This is a genomic window from Methanosarcina thermophila TM-1 (genome assembly GCF_000969885.1).
Lineage (GTDB): Archaea > Halobacteriota > Methanosarcinia > Methanosarcinales > Methanosarcinaceae > Methanosarcina > Methanosarcina thermophila.
In genome coordinates, this window is record NZ_CP009501.1 from 1,556,304 (window position 1) to 1,574,540 (window position 18,237).

The 18,237-nt window shown below is 40.7% G+C and carries 16 protein-coding genes and 1 tRNA gene; 9 read left to right on the forward strand and 8 right to left on the reverse strand.

Annotated features, from left to right (window positions below):
* Positions 1 to 88: 88 nt before the first annotated feature.
* The 5 genes from MSTHT_RS06650 to MSTHT_RS06670 form a co-directional block, all read right to left on the reverse strand.
* Positions 89 to 541, reverse strand: a complete 453-nt coding sequence (locus tag MSTHT_RS06650; protein WP_048167102.1) for a hemerythrin domain-containing protein — start codon at positions 539 to 541, stop codon at positions 89 to 91.
* Positions 542 to 881: 340 nt separating this feature from the next.
* Complete coding sequence (locus tag MSTHT_RS06655) at positions 882 to 1,322, reverse strand: hemerythrin domain-containing protein (RefSeq protein ID WP_048167103.1); 441 nt, start codon at positions 1,320 to 1,322, stop codon at positions 882 to 884.
* 171 nt (positions 1,323 to 1,493) lie between these two features.
* Positions 1,494 to 1,859: a YetF domain-containing protein gene (locus tag MSTHT_RS06660; protein WP_082086788.1), complete on the reverse strand. Its 366-nt coding sequence runs from the start codon at positions 1,857 to 1,859 to the stop codon at positions 1,494 to 1,496.
* Positions 1,856 to 2,209: a DUF421 domain-containing protein gene (locus MSTHT_RS06665; RefSeq protein ID WP_048167105.1), complete on the reverse strand. Its 354-nt coding sequence runs from the start codon at positions 2,207 to 2,209 to the stop codon at positions 1,856 to 1,858. The genes MSTHT_RS06660 and MSTHT_RS06665 overlap by 4 nt, the downstream gene beginning before the upstream one ends.
* A 247-nt stretch (positions 2,210 to 2,456) precedes the next feature.
* The gene (locus MSTHT_RS06670) at positions 2,457 to 3,521 is read right to left on the reverse strand and encodes a uroporphyrinogen decarboxylase family protein (protein ID WP_048167106.1); all 1,065 of its coding nucleotides are present in this window, start codon (positions 3,519 to 3,521) and stop codon (positions 2,457 to 2,459) included.
* A gap of 617 nt (positions 3,522 to 4,138) precedes the next feature.
* On the opposite strand from MSTHT_RS06670, the gene MSTHT_RS06675 reads away from it, so the two are divergent.
* From MSTHT_RS06675 to MSTHT_RS06690, 4 genes are all read left to right on the forward strand, one after another.
* Positions 4,139 to 6,007: a glycoside hydrolase family 15 protein gene (locus MSTHT_RS06675; RefSeq protein WP_231588225.1), complete on the forward strand. Its 1,869-nt coding sequence runs from the start codon at positions 4,139 to 4,141 to the stop codon at positions 6,005 to 6,007.
* A 207-nt stretch (positions 6,008 to 6,214) separates the two neighbouring features.
* Positions 6,215 to 6,595 (forward strand): DUF2769 domain-containing protein, encoded by a 381-nt coding sequence (locus MSTHT_RS06680; RefSeq protein WP_052721843.1) that lies wholly within the window; start codon positions 6,215 to 6,217, stop codon positions 6,593 to 6,595.
* A gap of 300 nt (positions 6,596 to 6,895) precedes the next feature.
* Positions 6,896 to 7,393 (forward strand): SRPBCC family protein, encoded by a 498-nt coding sequence (locus MSTHT_RS06685; RefSeq protein ID WP_048167108.1) that lies wholly within the window; start codon positions 6,896 to 6,898, stop codon positions 7,391 to 7,393.
* Between the two features lie 81 nt (positions 7,394 to 7,474).
* Positions 7,475 to 7,975 (forward strand): SRPBCC family protein, encoded by a 501-nt coding sequence (locus MSTHT_RS06690; protein ID WP_048167109.1) that lies wholly within the window; start codon positions 7,475 to 7,477, stop codon positions 7,973 to 7,975.
* Positions 7,976 to 8,187: 212 nt separating this feature from the next.
* Here MSTHT_RS06690 and MSTHT_RS06695 read toward each other — a convergent pair.
* Positions 8,188 to 8,298 (reverse strand) — tRNA-Met (locus MSTHT_RS06695).
* 651 nt (positions 8,299 to 8,949) lie between these two features.
* Between MSTHT_RS06695 and MSTHT_RS06700 the strand changes: the two genes are divergently transcribed.
* The 4 genes from MSTHT_RS06700 to MSTHT_RS06715 all read left to right on the forward strand — a co-directional run bounded on the left by MSTHT_RS06700 (position 8,950) and on the right by MSTHT_RS06715 (position 13,185).
* On the forward strand, positions 8,950 to 9,333 hold the full coding sequence (locus tag MSTHT_RS06700) for a molybdopterin dinucleotide binding domain-containing protein (RefSeq protein WP_048167110.1): 384 nt from the start codon (positions 8,950 to 8,952) through the stop codon (positions 9,331 to 9,333).
* Positions 9,334 to 9,401: 68 nt separating this feature from the next.
* Complete coding sequence (locus MSTHT_RS06705; RefSeq protein ID WP_048167111.1) at positions 9,402 to 10,727, forward strand: formylmethanofuran dehydrogenase subunit B; 1,326 nt, start codon at positions 9,402 to 9,404, stop codon at positions 10,725 to 10,727.
* Entirely contained in the window at positions 10,708 to 12,426 is a 1,719-nt protein-coding gene (locus MSTHT_RS06710; protein ID WP_048167112.1) for a formylmethanofuran dehydrogenase subunit A, read from the forward strand. The genes MSTHT_RS06705 and MSTHT_RS06710 overlap by 20 nt, the downstream gene beginning before the upstream one ends.
* Entirely contained in the window at positions 12,427 to 13,185 is a 759-nt protein-coding gene (locus MSTHT_RS06715; protein ID WP_048167113.1) for a formylmethanofuran dehydrogenase subunit C, read from the forward strand. It begins immediately after the preceding gene.
* Positions 13,186 to 13,622: 437 nt separating this feature from the next.
* Here the strand turns inward: MSTHT_RS06715 and MSTHT_RS06720 are convergent, their stop codons facing one another.
* On the reverse strand, positions 13,623 to 14,204 hold the full coding sequence (locus MSTHT_RS06720) for a hypothetical protein (RefSeq protein ID WP_048167114.1): 582 nt from the start codon (positions 14,202 to 14,204) through the stop codon (positions 13,623 to 13,625).
* A 177-nt stretch (positions 14,205 to 14,381) separates the two neighbouring features.
* On the reverse strand, positions 14,382 to 16,376 hold the full coding sequence (locus MSTHT_RS06725; RefSeq protein ID WP_269429854.1) for an S-layer protein domain-containing protein: 1,995 nt from the start codon (positions 16,374 to 16,376) through the stop codon (positions 14,382 to 14,384).
* Positions 16,377 to 17,489: 1,113 nt separating this feature from the next.
* On the opposite strand from MSTHT_RS06725, the gene MSTHT_RS06730 reads away from it, so the two are divergent.
* The gene (locus MSTHT_RS06730) at positions 17,490 to 18,065 is read left to right on the forward strand and encodes a hypothetical protein (RefSeq protein ID WP_048167116.1); all 576 of its coding nucleotides are present in this window, start codon (positions 17,490 to 17,492) and stop codon (positions 18,063 to 18,065) included.
* Positions 18,066 to 18,237 lie beyond the last annotated feature (172 nt).

An 18,237-nucleotide genomic window follows, 5' to 3' on the forward strand; every position in this document is an offset into this window, starting at 1 on the left:
AATATAAAGAAAAGTAATAATAAAAATAAAAAGGATTGATTAAAGGGAAAATCAGACCTGAAATTCAACTTGTTTATATTTTATCTTTTTATATCGGACGTTTCCCGGTTTCTACCCTGTTCATGTAGCTCCTTTTGAACTCAACGTACTGCTTAGCGAGTTTTTCTGCCTCCTGCTGGCTCAGGATATTTCGAGCTCTTTCAAAAACTTTACTTTCCTCTTCTTTTACATGATGGTCTATACTTTGCTTTAGTTCCCTGAGTTTAGAAGTCCAACTTTCATCCCTTTCTTCCATAGCATCCATCTCAGAGATCAGGGTTTTTGCCTCATTGTGTTCATTATAGGCTTTAGCAATAAGGTCACGTAATTCTTCTGTTTCTTCAAGCCTTGGATAGACGAATTTTTCTTCCCCCATCATATGAGGTTCAGCCCTAATCTTTATATTAAGAAAAGACACTTTTGAACTATCAGCCACTGCTTGCTGGAGAAGTTCAGCCAACTGGTCATGTTCCTCTTTAAGGATGGTATAAATTGTTTCCATACTTTCCCCTCTTTTAGTACAAAGAAGTTAGGCAGGTAACCGTATAAATAAGTAACTTTTATATCCAATTTATTTAGACAGTAACAGCAATGGCAATAATTTATGAAATTTTTCTTAAATCTTCTGTTTTTATGTATTGAAGGAAATAAGATCTCCAGGAATGGTTAAGCAGTGTATAAGATAACGCTTATTTTACAATATGAAATAGAAAGGATTAAGAAAATTCTAAGAGAGTTAATGACAAAAATAATACAAAATCTAAAGAGAGAAATAAAGAGAGTCGGCTAAGTAGCACCAGATCTGGACACCTGTAATCTTTTTTTCGTTTACTTTTTAGTTTTTAAGGCATGGGATGCTGCTGTTTAAAAGTCTTTGAGAAATCAAGGTACTGCTGAGCTATCTGTTGTGCTTTGTCTTCACTCATTACTCTCTGAGCCTCTGGAAATACCTTATTTTCTTCCTCTTCTACGTGGTGACTTACAGTCTCATCCAGTTCCTTGAGCTTGGAAACCCAGTTCGAACTGCTTGGATCCATGCTTTCCAGTTCTGATGATACAGATCTTATTTCGTTATGTTCTTCATAGGCATGATTGACAAGCTCACGTAATTCTGATTTCTGCTCAAGCAGTGGATAGAAAAGCTTTTCTTCTCCCATCATATGAGGATCGAGTTTCGCCTTTATCTTGAGGAAACTCTCCTTTGAGCTATCGCGCATTGCCTGCTGTGTAAGGTCAGCTACTTGCCTGTGTTCTGCTTTCAGTATATCATAAATTGTTTCCATACTTCCCCCCCTCGTTCGAGGTATAACAAAGTATTATTTTTTTCAAAAATATAAATATATAACCACAGAGCCTAATTTATAAAAAAAGTAGCGTCAAAAGCAAGGGCTTATTCTATTTTATCACTCTCATAAGATTATTGGAAAAAGTAAATATTGGAAAAAGTAGATGGTTCAAAAATTTTGTGCCCCTTCAGACAACACCCAGATCTCACCTTCGCAGTCGGGAAAGATATCGCCCTTTTCCAGCCAGATAGTCTCACCTGTTTTGTAGCAGGAGTGATAGCCTGAAATTTCAACTTTCGCGCCTGCTTTGTGAGGCTTCCATTCGTCAATCATGTCTTCGGAGATTGTCGGCAGACCTGGTTTTTCTTTTCTGGGTCTGTACCTGAACATACTCAGGCTTCCGTCTCTTTCAAGATAAGCAGCTTCAATTTCTCCCAGACTCCGGATCCCGCCGTTTCTCAATAAAAGGAAAATATCATCCTGCGTTGGGGTGTGTTTCTCAAGTTCCTTCGAATCAAGAATCCCATTACTTATATCTTTACAGGACTACCTTCAGTCAAATCATCATACCAGGAGTATTTATTCGCCAGAGCGTTCTGTACTCTGTAAAATACCATAATGGTTGCAATTCCGAAAACCAACCATAAAATCGCAACATCAGGATAAATCATAGGGTCTCCCATAGCTGACCCAAGCGCAATAATAAGCAGAAGGTCAAAAGAAGTTAGTTGATGGATTGCCCTTCTTCCTAAGAAGCGCATAAAGATAAGTGCAAAAGTAAACATGAAAGCTGACCTGACAATTATTTCAAGAAGGAAATGACAGGGAGCATCGGCTATAAGAATCCTTGTTATTTCGAAGACCTCAATGGAAGATTCTGCCATATCAGGTAATAAAGGCTTAAAAGGGCTTAAAAGCTCTTATTTATATAATTAAACCAATATTGGAAGCAGAAACTAAAAACATCATCAGCAAAAGATATACGAACTTCTCTAAAATAAAAGGCTTGAAAAAAATAAAAATCTTCACGTTGAGATAGCAGAAAAGAAACAAAAGGAGGATTATTCAAATCCTCTTCAATAAAATATGATCAACTGAGATTTTTGCAGAACTTTAAATTCGTCCTGTACATCATTCATATCTGCCGTATTTTTCTGCTGCATCTATCATCGCCATTAGCTTTACAGGCGGCGCATTTACAGGGAATTCACATCCAGGAGAAAGAATATACCCTGATGGAGATTTCATACCTTCTTCGATATTCTGCCTGCAGATTTCCAGAAGTTCTTCATATGAACTGGTAAGGAAAAGTGTAGGATTGATATTACCGCAGATAACGTCATGTTCTCCAAAAGCTTTAATTTGTTCCTTGATAGAGGTTTCCGGTCCAAAAAGCCAGAAATATTTTCCTGACCAGTTCAGCTCCTCTCTTAATTTTCTATAATATGGAATGTTCTGGTTCTGATCAGCACATGGGTGCATGAGCATAGCATTTATTCCCAGTTCTTTTACATGGGTATGAACTTTCTTCATGTATGGGTACGCAAATTCTTCAAACATCTGCGGAGGAATCATATTATTTGACTCGGATGGTCCTCCGTCAAAAGGCAGCAGGCTTTCCGAGCCATATTTATTTGCAAAATAATCAAGAGCATTGATGAACATATCACTTACTTTATCGAGTAAAAGATGGACGGCTTTTGGTTCCATGATGAGCCATGTTAAAAATTCAGATGTATCTGCAACAACCGAGGCTGCGGTAAAATTACTGCCTGTCTGTACGGTAACCGGCATTCCGAGTTCAAAGCATCTGGCTGCAACCCGATCTGCTATTTTGTATGCACCAGGCAATTCTTTCTCAAAATCTGGGACTTCAAGTTTTTCGATGTCTTCTATAGTTTTCACAGGATGCTCGGTTACGTAAGGAGCACCCTGCCCTTTTCTATAAGGAAACTCGATTTTCCCACCAAATTCCCATGCTCCACAGGATGCATATCCATACATCGGAGTCTGTTCATAACCATGAAGTCGCATGGATGCAAACTGTGCCTCAAAACATTTATCCCCATCAGCATAAAAATCTCCAAGCGATATGCCCGTAATATTTGAGGAATATCCCTCTACAAACGGGACTACCGGAACACGGTCAGGCTTTTGTCCTGAAATAAGCGCTGCCATACGTTCTGATGATGTCATTCGTCGTGCCGTAGTATTATCCCCTGTTATATTTTTGTAAAATATGTAACTTAAGTCATAAATATATACCGAAAAGTAGCAATTCAAACAGGTATACAGGAGAATTTTCATCACACAGGAGATTTTTCATACATTTTCGATCTAATGGATTACATCACAAACCAATCGAAAAGAATGATCTTAAGCCATAGAATATGAGTCGAATGAACAATTCTAAAAAAGCAGCGATCTAATAATAATTCAAAGTTCCGAGATATCAAAATTTTAGAAGTCAAAGCTTTAAAAATTAAGATATGAATTGCGCTCTCTGTATATTGTGATTTTTCTGTGACCCCTGGCAAGCCTGTATTAATTTTTCAATCCAAGCGCATAAGTTATAGCCTTTACAAAACCTGAAAAGGCTTTTATTCTCTAAACCCAAAGTATGAAATGAATAATTTTCCGTAAATATTATTTTTGGGGATTTTTGGGTTAAATGTTAAAAGAGCTTCCCAGGGAGGTAAAGCCGTATTGTCCGACATATTGTCCTTGGAAATCAATCACTACTTATAAATATAGACCGGTGGTTTCAGGTAAGAGATATTTATTTCCCTCACGTTGGACAGGAAAACCACCTGATGGGACATTTTCAGAGAATAGGAATCTATACTGACGGTAAGCTTTCCTGGATCAATGAAGAAAATTGGAAGAGAAAGCCTGCGTATAAGAGCGATACTCTTGTCTCCGAGAATTGGGCTTTAAATAATGAACTGGGGATTGAACTGCTTTTGGAAGAAAGCGTGTGTTGTGAAGACAATATATTTCTCCGGAAGATAACAATTAAAAATCTACAGAAAAATTCCCGAGAGGTTCGACTTTTTTTTAATCATGATTTTCACTTATATGGAGACGGCATAGGAGACACCGCAATATATCAGATGGATCATAACGTTATCGTTCATTATAAGCGAGCCAGATACTTTCTTATAGGCATTCTCAAAGCAAACAATAAGGAAGATATGGTTACTGATATCGACGATTATGCTATAGGCTATGCTGAGAGAGACGGGTTAAAAGGTACTTATGTAGATGCGGAAGATGGAGTTCTCTCAAAAAATCCGGTTGCTCAGGGTACAGTAGATTCAACTGCAGGAATTAGCCTGCAACTTCAAGGCAGCAGCACAAAAGTCATTTACTATTATATGACAGTTGGAAAAGATTTTAAAGATGTCTATACGCTTAATGACACTGTTATGGAACTGGGACCTGAAAAGCTTCTGAAGCATACAGAAGAATATCAGAGGAACTGGGTAAACCGTCAAAGAATCGATCTCTCAGGGCTTGAACCTCGGCTTGTGGATTTATATAAAAGATCCCTTCTGACAATAAAGACCCAGACTGACGCAAATGGAGCTATAATAGCAGCAAATGACTCTGAGAATATTCAATTTAATCGAGATACCTATAGTTATATGTGGCCTAGAGACGGGGCTTTTGTATCAATTGCCATGATAAATGCAGGTTTTCCTGAATTTACCAAACCCTTTTTCAGGTTCTGTAAAAATGTAATCTGGTGGGCTGGATGTTTATTGCACAAATATAACCCTGACGGCACTCTGGGAAGCAGCTGGCTTCCCTGGGTTGCACATGGAGAACCTTCGCTTCCGATTCAGGAAGATGAGACTGCTCTTGTTATCCACGCTCTCTGGAAATATTATGAAGCTACCGGTGATATTGAATTTATAAAGGAGGTATATGAACCTCTGGTAAAAAATGCTGTTTTTTTTATGGATGACTACAAGTATCCAAATGATATTCCCGTTGAAAGTTATGATCTCTGGGAAGAACGAAGGGGAATTTTTACCTTTACCGCATCTGCTGTTTACAGAGGACTTCTCTCAGGAGAGAAACTCAGCCGTTTAGTAGGAGACAAAGAAACTTATAAAACATGCATATTGCGTTATTCAAAATTGAAAAAAGCAATATTAAAGGAGCTTTATGATAATGAACGCGGTATTTTTTTGAGGGGTATAAACTATAAGAATCATAATATAAAAAATAAAAGTTTAGATCGGACCGTGGACAGCAGTGTATATGGAATCTTCGAGTTTAATCTACTCCCAGCAGATGAGCCTAGAGTGATAAGAACAATGAGAAACTTAGAACAAAAACTCTGGGTTCCAGAAACAGGCGGTCTGGCGAGATATGAAAATGATTTTTATTATCGTCAAGAAGGCAGGACTAAAAGTAATCCCTGGCTTATATGCACTCTATGGCTTGCGAAATGGTATATTGCAAAAGCAAAAGAGATCAAGGATCTAGAAAAGGCTCTTGAATTGATTAACTGGGTTGCAGATAATTCTCTTGAAACGGGAATTATGCCTGAACAGATTGATTCTCTTACAGGGGAACCACTTTCTGTCGCACCACTTACCTGGAGCCATGCTGAATTCTTGGATACAATTATCAGGTATCAAGAAAAGAAAAAAGCTCTTTATGAAAATTAAAAATTATGAAATGGGGGGAATAATGTGCAGGGGGAAGATTCAGAAGAACAGGAGTTCAAATGCTCTGTTTGTCGTATGACGTTTGCAACACGAGCTGAATATGAAAAACATATGAGAGAAAAGCATAATATGAAATTGCCTGCAAAAAAGTCTTAAGATCAGTTAAATGGAGATGCTTGTAACTTCACTGGAGAAGCACCTAAAAGAATGAATATCTTTGAAAAAAGAATGAATACTTTTGAATATTATTTAGGAGATAGTATGAATATATGCGAAAATGCAAAAGTCCCGTATACTCTAGAGAATATCAAGAAATGTATGTGTCCAAAATGTCCTGTCCAAGCTAACAGCAAATGTGCAATGGATAAACTTGATAATTTAATGAAGAAATATGGAAGTGGGAGCGAAGGTAACGTTCCTAAAAACCAGGACGTTCCAGGAATCTACTGTTCAACTGGTAGAGCTACCTGTCAGGATCTTTACCCTGAAGAACAATGTATATGCTATACCTGCGCTGTCTGGAAAGAATACAATCTGCAAAATGTAAAGCCAACAATGTATTTCTGCCAGAGAGGTGGAGCAGTTTGAAAAAAGAATGAATAAATCCAGTTCAGAATTCAATATTGAGACTTGCTTTGTTAAGTTAATGAAATAGTTTTAGATCTTTAATTGCCTGCATCTATGTTACATCTATGCTTAACTTACGATGTCTGCTGCGCTTGAGTTTTATATTTTAACTGCATAAGTCCTGTGTATAACTTTTATTTTGGGGAATAGAAAACCAGCATTTAAAAAGAAAGGGGATTCAAACTTGAAATTTATGAAAATAAAAGATTGATTTAGAGGTTATTCTACTTGTTATTCTCTGATATATGGGGGTAGGCATAAATGACAGAATCGAATCAGAAAACTGGGGATCAGGAGCTTGTTATTACACGAGTTTTTGATGCACCTCGGGATCTCGTATGGAAAGCATGGACTGAACCTGAGCACGTAATGGAATGGTGGGGACCGAAAGGTTTCACTGCGCCTATTGTCAAGACAGATTTCCGCGTAGGAGGAAAGTCTTTATTGTGCATGCGATCGCCTGAAGGGGAAGACTACTGGAGTACAGGCGTTTATCGAGAAATTGTCGAACCAGAGAAGATTGTTACTACTGATTCATTTTCAGATGCTCAAGGAAATGTAGTACCGGCTTCTCATTATGGGATGAGCGGAGACTGGCCTTCAGAGTTACTTGTGACGGTGACATTTGAAGAAGACGACGGTAAAACTAAACTTACTCTCCGACATGAAGGCTTTCCCGATAGAGAAAATAGAGATCTGGCAAAAGCCGGCTGGAGCGAATCACTGGACAAACTAGCGGAACATCTGAGGAAAATTTAAAAGGGGATCAAATCAGCGAAACATCAGGGAAATAATACATTCATTTGATCCCTCTATTAAAAGGGTTAAGAGTGGGGAAATATGACAAAAAATAATCCTACTAAGATTACCGCAGAACCTGGAAAGCAGGAGTTCATTATTGAACGAGAATTTAATGCTCCTCATGAGCTCGTTTTTAAAGCATTTACAGATCCGGAACTTTATGTGCAGTGGTTTGGCCCGCGAGGGTTCACGACAGAGCTTGAAACATTTGAGCCGAAAAATGGAGGGTCCTGGCGATATATCCAGAGAGACCAGGATGGGAATGAGTTTGTATTCCATGGAGTGAATCATGAAGTTACAGCGCCTGAGAGAATTATAAGTACCTTTGAATGGGAGGAGCTTCCCGAAAAAGGACATGTAATCCTTCAAACCACACGTTTTGAGGAATTGCCAGGTAACAGGACCAGATTAATTAATCAATCTGTTTTCCAGAGTGTGGATGATCGAGATGGAATGCTGCAGTCCGACCCCAAAATGGAAGAAGAGATTAATGAGATGTATAATCGGCTCGAGGTGTTATTGGAAAAAATGAAAAAGTAAGGATTGACATTGGAGCATCAACAACTAATGTATATTATCTATAGAGGGTGTGGGTGTAGAAAAATAGTATAGAGAATATACCTTTTATCTATAGAGGGTACGGGTGTAGAGAAATAATATAGAGAATATACCTTCACAAAAATGACAATTTTTTTCAAATTTTTCTAAATAGAATAAGAATTAGGATAATATAATACTTTAAATAAAACAAGTGCCCGGAGCGTGACTCGAACACGCGACCTCCAGATATCTCAGGAGATTAAAGACGCCTAATTTAATTGTCCCTATGAGTCTGGCGCCCCAACCATCTAGGCTATCCGGGCTTGCAACACACAAATGCACAAAGATCTATTAAAAGCTAACGATCGAAAGATGAAAAATTGGCTCACTGCACAACTATTTTTTATAAGAAAGGGGTCTGAGGATATGGGAGATTGACATTCCATGTGGTCAGAGCACATTAAAGGAATCAGTGAGCACGTTATGTTAGAGTTGACATAATGGGGTAATATATATTAAAAGAAATTATTAAGATATAGCTATATAGCAAAAATATATATAATAAAAAAGAAATAAAAATATGCTTTCAAGCTGAGCTCAAAAACAGGGAAAGCAAAAACCATATTCTGGAGAAGCTTCAACCCCTCAGAATAATATAAATCAACTCGAAGACCTGAGATCTGAGATAAATATAACATTAAATAAATATATATAAGTATAAATTATAGAAGTATGAATTATAATAGATGATTATAATAAATTCAGGCTTAATTATTAACTCCTAAGTATTAACTCCTAAATTTTCAAGCCAGACTCATTAAGCAGCCAGCCAATCAGGACTAAATAACTTCCTGAGAAAGAGTATCATTCTACGGTTTGAAGGCTGTTAGAAAGAAGAAACCTGATACTGACGTTTCACAATAAAGATTTAACTTACTTGAATACCTGGATCAGAACTCAGATGAGGAAATCCAATGAAAATAAAAGCAAATCTCATATCCGGAAGAACCGCCGCCCAGGGAGCACATCTGGAAGCAAAGACGCATAAAGGCTATTTTGATGCATGTGCTTACTGCGAACTCAGTCCCTCTGACCTTGAGAGGCTTGGCGCCACCGAGGGAAGCAGCCTGAAAGTTATCACCGAATTTGGGGACGTGGTGGTTTTTGCAAAGGTGAATGAAGGAAACCCGGACGGGCTTGCCTTTATCCCTATGGGTCCCTGGGCAAATGCGGTGTTGAACCCTGATACACACGGCTGCGGAATGCCCGGATTCAAAGGCGTCCCTGCGGAAATTGAAGTTACGGATGAGAAGCCGCTGGATATAAAGTCCCTGATGAAAAAGTACAGGGAAGCCTGAAATCCTATGGAGCAAGAGAACCACATTTCCAATTAAATCCGGGAATCTGAAAAAATCGGAGGAAAAATATGCCAGTAATTAAAGACGCAGTCTGCTCCCTCTGCGGGTCGCTCTGCGACGATATCACAGTCACGGTTGAAGATAACAAAATCACAAAAATAGAAAACGCCTGTATTCTCGGACACAGCAAGTTTGTAGGCATGCTCGAACATGACAGGATAGAGACTCCCATGATCAGGAAAGATGGGGAGCTTGTCCCGGTCTCTTATGAAGAGGCGATTGAAGCTGCCGCAAAAATTCTGGTGAATTCTAAGAGAACGCTTTCTTACGGCTGGTGTTCCACTTCCTGTGAAGCGGTCAGCAAAGCTATCCAGCTAGCTGAAGAGACAGGCTCAGTCATTGACTCTACAGCAAACGTATGCCACGGACCAACAGCGCTTGCTGCACAGGAGAAAGGGGCTCCCTCAGCCTCTCTTGGGGAAATAAAGAATAGGGCAGACGTAATTATATTCTGGGGCTGCAACCCGGTACATGCTCACCCAAGACATATGGTCCGTTACTCAAGCTTTTCAAAAGGGCTCTTTACCGAAAAAGGGCGGAAAGGCAGGAAAATGATAGTTATCGATGTCAGGAAAACTGATACTGCAAAACTGGCTGACAATTATATAGAGATAGAACAGGGCTCGGACTTGCTTCTGGTTACTGCTCTTCGCTCAATTGTAAACGGGCACGAGGATGTCGTCCCGGAAACCGTTGCAGGCGTTCCTAAGGCTAAAGTTGTTGAACTTGCAGAGACTCTGAAAAACGCAAAGTTCGTCTGTATTTTCTTCGGGATGGGAGTAACACAGTCCCGTTCCAAGTACAAGAACGGGGATGCTATGTCCTCTTTAATTTCAGATCTTAACCAGCACACAAAAGCTGTAATGATCGGAATGCGCGGACACTATAATGTCACTGGTTTCGGGCAGGTTGCAACCTGGGAGACCGGTTTCCCGATGGCAATCGACTTTTCCAGAGGATATCCTTACTATAACCCTGGAGAGACCGGGGCAAATGACCTTCTTGTGCGTGAAGAGCCGGACGCTGCAATAATTGCTGCAGCTGATGCAGGGGCTCATTTCCCTCAGAAAGCAGTCAGACATCTTGCAAAAATCCCTGTAATTCAAATTGACCCATACCCTAACCCAACAACTGAAATTGCAGATGTGGTGATCCCGGCAGCCATTGTGGGAATAGAAGCCGAGGGAACGGCTTACCGTATGGACGCAATTTCTCTCCGCATGAAGAAATTAATTGAATCAAAGTTCAAGACCGACGAAGAAATAGTAAAAGACCTGATCACAAAAGTCAGGGAATTGAAGAGAGGTGCTGAAAATGTCGGAAATCCTGATTAAAAACGCAAACGTCTGCGACCCTGCACAGGGGATTAACTGCGAGACAATGGATATCTGCATAAAGGACGGCAAGATTGTAGAAAGTGTCTCCGCAAATGCAAAGGTTATCGATGCCAAAGGAAGGCTCACAATGGCAGGGGGTTTTGACGGGCACACCCACAGCGCCGGCAAAATTAACGTAGGACGTTTCATTAATCCAAACGATGCAAGGAAAAACCTTGTACCCGGGCTTTCCGGTCAGGTTGCACGTACCGAAAAAACAAGAGCACAGGTAGGGTACAACACTCCCAACACCTATGCAATCGGGTACAGGTACGCAAAACTTGGGTACACAACTATATGTGAAGCCGCAATTCCCCTGCTTGCTGCAAGGCACACTCATGAGGAGTTCAAAGAAATCCCGATTCTTGACAAAATGGGGCTTTCCCTTTTCGGAAGCAACTGGCAGGTCATGGAGTATATACGTGACAAAGAACCTGAAAAACTGGCAGCATACATTGCCTGGGGTCTCAGAGCTTCAAGAGGCTACGGGATAAAAATCGTAAATCCTGGAGGAGGAGAAGCCTGGGGATGGGGAAAGAACGTGAGCGGACTTTATGACCCTGTCCCGAACTTTGATGTAACTCCTGCCGAAATTCTGCTGGGACTTGCTGAGGTTAACGAACGTCTGAACCTTCCTCATTCCGTACATGTGCACTGCAACAACCTCGGAAAACCAGGGAATTATGAAACTACAATAGAAACTATGAAGCTCTTCGAGAAGGTTAAACCTAGCCGGAACAGGCAGGCTCTCCACGTAACTCACGTGCAGTTTAACGCCTATGCAGGTACCTCCTGGAGAGACTTTGAAACAGGAGCTCCCATGGTTGCAGACTATGTGAACGGGGCAGACCACCTGACTTTCGACCTTGGACAGATAATCTTCGGTCCCGCAGTAACCATGACCGCAGACGGGCCTGTGGAATATGCAAATGCAAGAATGCTGCACGAGAAATGGAGCAACCAGGATATTGAGCTGGAAGACGCATCCGGTGTCGTACCTCTGTTCTACTCTCCAAAGAGCTTTGTAAATTCCGTGCAGTGGGCAATTGGTCTTGAACTTGCCCTGCTCGTGAAAGATCCCTGGAAGGTTATGTTTACAACTGACAGTCCGAACGGCGGTTCTTTCGTGAACTATCCTGAAGCTTTTACCTACCTCATGAGTGCAAAAAGAAGGGAGGAAGTCATTTCTGGCTTTTCCAAGACGGCGCTTGATAGGATGGTACTGCCCGGAATTGATAGGGAACTGGATTTCTATGAGCTTGCAGTTATGACCAGGAGCACTCAGTCAAGGATGTACAGCAGACCTGAGAAAGGGAATCTTAAGCCAGGTTCTGATGCCGATATCGCAATATATGATATCCTGCCTGAACAAATTGACCCTTCGACAGAGTATGAGAAGGTTAAGAAAGCTTTCTCAGGTGCAGCGTATACTCTCAAAGACGGGGAGATTGTCGTAAAAGACGGAGAGATCGAAGCTACTCCGAAAGGCAAGATCTACTGGGTAAATGCAAAAGTCCCCTCAACCATTGATAGCGCAATGCAAAAAGACATAGATGTCAAATTCAGGAAGTACTACACTGTGAGCAAAGCCAACTATATGGTTGAAGATATGTATCTCCAGAGACCTGTTGAGATCACAACGGAAGGGGTGTTCTAAATGCAGGTTGTAAAACTCTCCCTCAAAGAAGCCAATAAAATCCCAATCGAAGCCGATGAAGTAAACCCTGACAATTTTGCAGGCAAGACTGAAGAGGAGATAAAGGCGATTAAGGTCTGGTATGGAAACGACCAGTACCACCTTGGCGATTTCTTCAATGTAAAGGTAGAAGGAAGCGACTCCGTTGAGAACACAAAGATTGTTTTCGAAGGCGATGTCTCAAGAGTAAAGCGCATTGGGCAGAACATGAGTGCCGGAGAGATAGAGATCAACGGCAATGTGGATATGCACTGCGGCTTTGGTATGAAAGGTGGGAAGATTGTAATTAATGGCGATGCTGACAACTGGCTTGGCTGTGAGATGACAGGTGGAGAAATTATACTCAACGGGAATGCCTCTTACTATGTAGGGTCAGGTTACAGGGGAGAATCTTGCGGCATGCGTGGAGGGAAAATTACTATCAACGGCAATGCCAAAGACTACCTTGGAGAACACATGTGCGGGGGAGAAATTCTCGTGAAAGGCAGTGTAGGTCTCCTTCCTGCAATCTCAAACAATGGTGGGAAAATAATAATTGAAGGCAATGCTACAATGCCTGCAAGTGAAATGAAGAGCGGTATGGTTATCATTAAAGGTGAAACTTTCGATCTCCTGCCATCCTTTAAAGAAGAAGGAACAGAGGAGTTTGGAGGGGTTACTTACCGGAAATTCACTGGCGATGTTAACGTCGGTGGGAAAGGGATATTGCTGATAAAGTAAAGCGGCATCTTTAACTGAAAATTAATAAAATTGAGAATTAATTAAGCCCCCAAAAAGAATTAAATTGGTGGATAAGATCATAAACGGGTTTAATTCCCAGAAGACTCTTCATCTTATCCGTTTCTTATCCACCATATTGGATCTTAAAAGTAGAATTACCGGAATTGTCTGTTTTAACGGGATTAAATTTGACTTTTTTTGTTTTCTTAAGATATTGAGTTTGTGTACTTTCTTCAGGATGATTTTTTTAAGAAGATTTGCAGCGATATGCCAGTCATTTTAACGAATTTGTTATCAGATTTCATGAGCTGCGGCTCTTTATACCAACAATGAAGGAAATTTGAATGGGATAAGAAGGCTAGGTAAGGAAAGCGAAAAATGAAGTGTAGAAAATTAAAGGATATAAAAGGGTAAAAGACATTACCCTCGCATAAACATCAATATCCTGTTGCTTCAGCTAACTGTCTCACCTGAGTACTGTCAGCAGTATTTCCGAAAACTACCAGCACATAGTTTTCGTTGCTCCAGATATAGGAGTACCTGGGGACAGATTTTCCTCCAGACGTTATATAATCAGTTATTCGGACAGCCGAATGTCCGTTAAAGGATTCTTCCACAAAGCGGGAACCATTCTGTAACGGCGGGAAGGAAGATTTGTATGCACTAATCAGGTTATTTGCAGCTTCAGCATCCTCAAGCTCGATTACATCCAGATAGAAGTCCGACCCATTGTATTTGTACATCCCTTCAGATCCACCTATAATTCCGGAAACATTCTCTGCGTTATAGTCATTTTTGATATCAGTTTCATTAAGAGGGAGGGATCCAATGTATTCAAAACCTGCAGGAAGGTTTTCAATTTCGCTAATATCAGCCGCAGTTCCATCAGGACTTACACCTGTTCCCGGATTATCCTGCCCTGTTCTGTTATCATCTGCAGAATTATTGTCACCGACGCAGCCTGAAAACGCGATCATTAAAGCCACAAATACAGAAATTAAAGCCATACTTTTTTTCATAAATCCTCACCTTGATCTTTAAAACCCTGAAAAACCAGACGGTTTATAGAATCAGGATTTCAGATTTAAAAGAATTGCCAGAACTAAGAAATCAGGAGATAAAAAGGTATCTGCGAAAAAAAAACCAAAAAAGAATTGAAAGAAAGAAGGGTTAGGAAAACCCTTCAATCAGAGAATTTAGTTGTTCCTCCTGACGAGATAGACAACTGCAAGGAGTCCGGCAAGTCCAAGGACAACTCCGAAGCCAGGTGCGCCTTCGCCGCCTTCTTCTTCAGGAGTGTCACCTACGGTTGGTTCCTCTACAGGGGTCTCTCCCGGTTCGGTTACGTTCTCATCAGGAGCAGTTACGTTCTCATCCTCAGGAGCGGTTACGTTCTCCTCTCCAGGAGCGGTTACGTTCTCAGAGGGTCCTTCTTCCTCATCGTCGATTTCACTGACTTCGCCAACAGTTCTCTCAACGAATGGGTAGTACCTGAGCTCGTTGGCTGGAGTGTCAGCGACCTTGAAGAACATGCCTTCAGCGATCTCTTTTTCAGAGTCTCTGGTCAGGGTGAAGGAATCGTCATTGCGGATCACAAGGGTGTCTCCCTGGATGGAAACGTCGTTAAGTTCGCCGAATTCGTCGTCAGACTCAATGGTCATTGCGTTTGCGTAGTCAATGAGCCAGAGACCTTCGATCTGGGCAATGCTGTCGACTGCACCCTGGAAGACCTGGTTGACATGTACTCTGAAGACAACAACATCATCTTCATCCTGGATGTCATCAAGTTCGACTTCCCAGTTGCTCTGGCTTGAATTAACGACTGAGATGATCTCATCATCTACGAATTCTCCGTCCTTGGTGAATTCGAGCCAGACTTTCTCACCTTCAACATCGACCTGCTTGGCTTCGAGAGCATAGCCTTCGCCGAGGTCAAGGGTTTCACCGGTTCTGATGGTGTACCTGTCATCGCTGTCAAGGATGAGCTTGGCAAGCTTGTCAGCGCTGTTGGGTTTCAGTGGGATGTACTTCTCTGCAAAGAAGCCAATTACACTGTAATTGTCCCAGCCTGCGGCGTCGGTGAATTCATATTCAACCTGCTGAATGGTTGTCTGGTAGACAAGACCGCCGTCAGGAATTACATTTCCGCCGTTAAGTCCGGTGACAGAAAGGGTCTCTGTGGTAACATCATCATCGATGTCGTAGAAGAAACCTGCAAAGTTAGTTGCATCCCAAGTGAAGTCACCGGTGGCAACCTGTCCTCTGACTTCATAGGTTCCTGGGTCTGTAATTTCCTTCATGACATAGAACCTGAGGACATTGGATGGGGTGTCAGCGACCTTGAAGAACATGCCTTCAGCGATTTCCTTTGTGGAGTCTCTTGTCAGAGTGATGGTATCGTCATTGCGGATCACAAGGCGGTCTCCCTGGATGGAAACGTCATTAAGTTCACCGAATTCGTCGTCAGACTCAATGGTCATTGCGTTTGCGTAGTCAATGAGCCAGAGACCTTCGATCTGGGCAATGCTGTCGACTGCACCCTGGAAGACCTGGTTGACATGCACTTTGAGGACAACAACATCATCTTCGTCCTCGATGTCATCAAGTTCGACTTCCCAGGTGCTCCTATCCGGATCAGTGACTGAAATGATTTCGTCATCTACGAATTCTCCGTCCTTGGTGAATTCAAGCCAGACTTTCTCACCATCAACATCGACCTGCTTGGCTTCGATAGCATAGCCTTCGCCGAGGTCAAGGGTTTCACCGGTTCTGATGGTGTACCTGTCATCGCTGTCGAGGACGAGCTTGGCAAGCTTGTCAGCGCTGTTGGGTTTCAGTGGGATGTACTTCTCTGCAAAGAAGCCAATTACACTGTAATTGTCCCAGCCTGCGGCGTCGGTGAATTCATATTCAACCTGCTGAATTTGGGTCTCATAGACGAGCCCACCCTCTCCAATCACGTTGCCGTTGTTTCCTGGAACATTTATAATGGAAAGAGTTTCAGTTGTAACATTGTCGTTAATGTCATAGAAGAATGCTGCAAATTGTGTAGCATCGATTGTAATACCGTCGGTACCGACGATTTCCTGGATGTTAGAGCCGTTGAACACAGGGCCGCGGATCTCAATTGCATCTTGTGCACTTGCGGCGGATGCAAATACAGTAAGAAGCATGAGAACAGCCAGTGTCACTGCTGCAAATCTCTTCATTTTATTGTTCCTCCATGTTTGTTAAGATATGTCGTATGTAAGAAGAAGTGTCGGGATCAACACTTTAAGGGTTTCACCATTCTTCACCAAATCAGACTTTTATATATCGTCTATTGCCGAAGAGGTTTTCATTCCCTCCTTATCCCTCTAAATTGGATTACAAGTGTTCTATAAAATAATTGCCTTATTAAATCTTTTGTGGTCTATTTTAGGGAAATTAAACAGGAAAAGCGCAAAACAACGATGTAAATGACGGTAAATGTCGAAATAGCTAAGGCAGAATATTCGTCAGAAATAAACTTAGAAGATAAATTCGAAATACTTATAAAAGACTATAAAAAAATGTAGTATAATTAAGAGCTTCACACTATAATTTCAAATCAATACTAATTCTACAATCGAACTGGTAAACTTCTCCTGCTGATAAGCTTTTTCTGCATCACATCTTAAGTTTTTTCGAGTTTAATAAACTTTTGACATGTTATGAGATCAGATCCAGGCTAATATGTTCTTATGAATCTATTAGTCGCCCAAAATTAATTGAGATAAATCCGAATTTGAAGAGTTCAGTTCATTTAGATAGATCTGTCTTTAGACACGGCGTCCTGAAAGAGCACATACCCAGATACAAGTGATATCATACTTAATACAAATGATATCATACTCAATCAATACAAATGTATATCATACTCAATACAAATATATCCATACTTAACGTGATATTATACTCAATACAAGTGATATCAGTTTGAGGAATATTATAAGAATCGGGGCAATGGTTCGGAAAATTGTGATACAGTTAAATAGTTTTAAAGATTTATTATAAATACTTCCTTAATATTTATAATGATATTCAAAAACTCATTACATTATCTGCAGGAGAAAAAGATGTCATTTTAGAAATTGACGACATAAAAAGAGAAATATAAAAAGAGCATTATATGATACCATAAAAGAAAGCAAAAACTGCCACCATATGAATAAAAGAATAAATTAAATAAGAATGTGAAACAAGGCAAAATTTATTGAACTAAAACAAGGCAAAATTATTGAACTAAATATAGCGTAGTTTTAAAACACGAAGGGGAATTTGCTTTGGAATGTAAAAATGTTATTCAGGATGTCATATGCAGAATAAAAGCTATGAAAGGCGTTGAAGATACATACGTTTTGAGTGAGGAAGATAAAGAAAAAATTCTCGAGCTTGAAAAAAAGGCTGAAGGTGCTGTCCTTATGGGATTGGGTGTGGGAGACAACCAGGGAATTAAGGAAGTCTTCAAACGTCAGATAATCATAGCCTTTACAACTAATATGGATTATGTCTGGCCCGAAGGACCTAACGTAGTGCTTATGCAGTACGGAGAAAAGATTGGTGAGGATATTTACGACTCCAAGAAGCTTGAGGAATGTAAAAAATGCGAGGATATGCTGGTTATGGGAAACCTTGTAATCTACAAAAACGCAGTGCCTAAACCAGGAAGTGTAAAAAAAGAACCTATAACTGTCGTCCTACCCCCACAGAGATGTCAGGATGTAGAGTGCGTGGAAGGGGTGACCAATGTTGTACTTGCGTCTCCATCCACCCCATCGGATGAGTATATAAGATCTTTAATGGGTCTCAAGCCCGCAGCCGGACTCGGAACTTTTATTATTGGGTTCGATCTCTGCTAGCTAAATAATAGATCTATGCAAACCTCATTGATACAAAGACGGAGCCTGCTCTGTTATTATATGCATTAAGCTATTATATGCATTAAGCTATTATTAAGCTGCATTGTTGCAGACTACAAAAAGTTAGATTAAACAGCTTTTTAAAAGCTAAAAAATCTTTTTTAACATCTTA